The sequence below is a fragment of the Caballeronia sp. ATUFL_F1_KS4A genome (assembly GCF_023630905.1).
GTDB lineage: Bacteria > Pseudomonadota > Gammaproteobacteria > Burkholderiales > Burkholderiaceae > Caballeronia > Caballeronia zhejiangensis.
Genome location: NZ_JALQEB010000072.1, coordinates 1 through 242 on the forward strand (window position 1 = coordinate 1; position 242 = coordinate 242).

1 protein-coding gene is annotated in these 242 nt (G+C 52.5%); it reads right to left on the reverse strand.

The genetic code is table 11. The features are described from left to right. Nucleotides 1-184 (reverse strand): MaoP family protein (locus tag NCS03_RS31075; protein WP_250530518.1); only part of this gene is annotated, 184 nt, incomplete at its 3' end. Nucleotides 185-242: the final 58 nt, after the last annotated feature.

The following is a 242-nucleotide window of genomic DNA, read 5'->3' on the forward strand; positions in this document are numbered from 1 at the left end:
GCACAAAGCGCTGTTCTTCGTCGTTAGCTGGCTGCCTCGCCCCCTGCTCCAGTTCCTGCATTGCTAAACCGTGTTTCTCCAGCAGATTGCCCTCTGCCAGGGTAAAGCGCCCGGACCGGGTAAAACCACGCGGGAAATTCCGGTCATCGAAAAAGCGACGATTAGCGACAAAACTTTGCTGCATCACTTTTTTCCTCTCATGTCGTTGAATATCAAGCCAGCCTGTTTAAACTGTGCGGAGT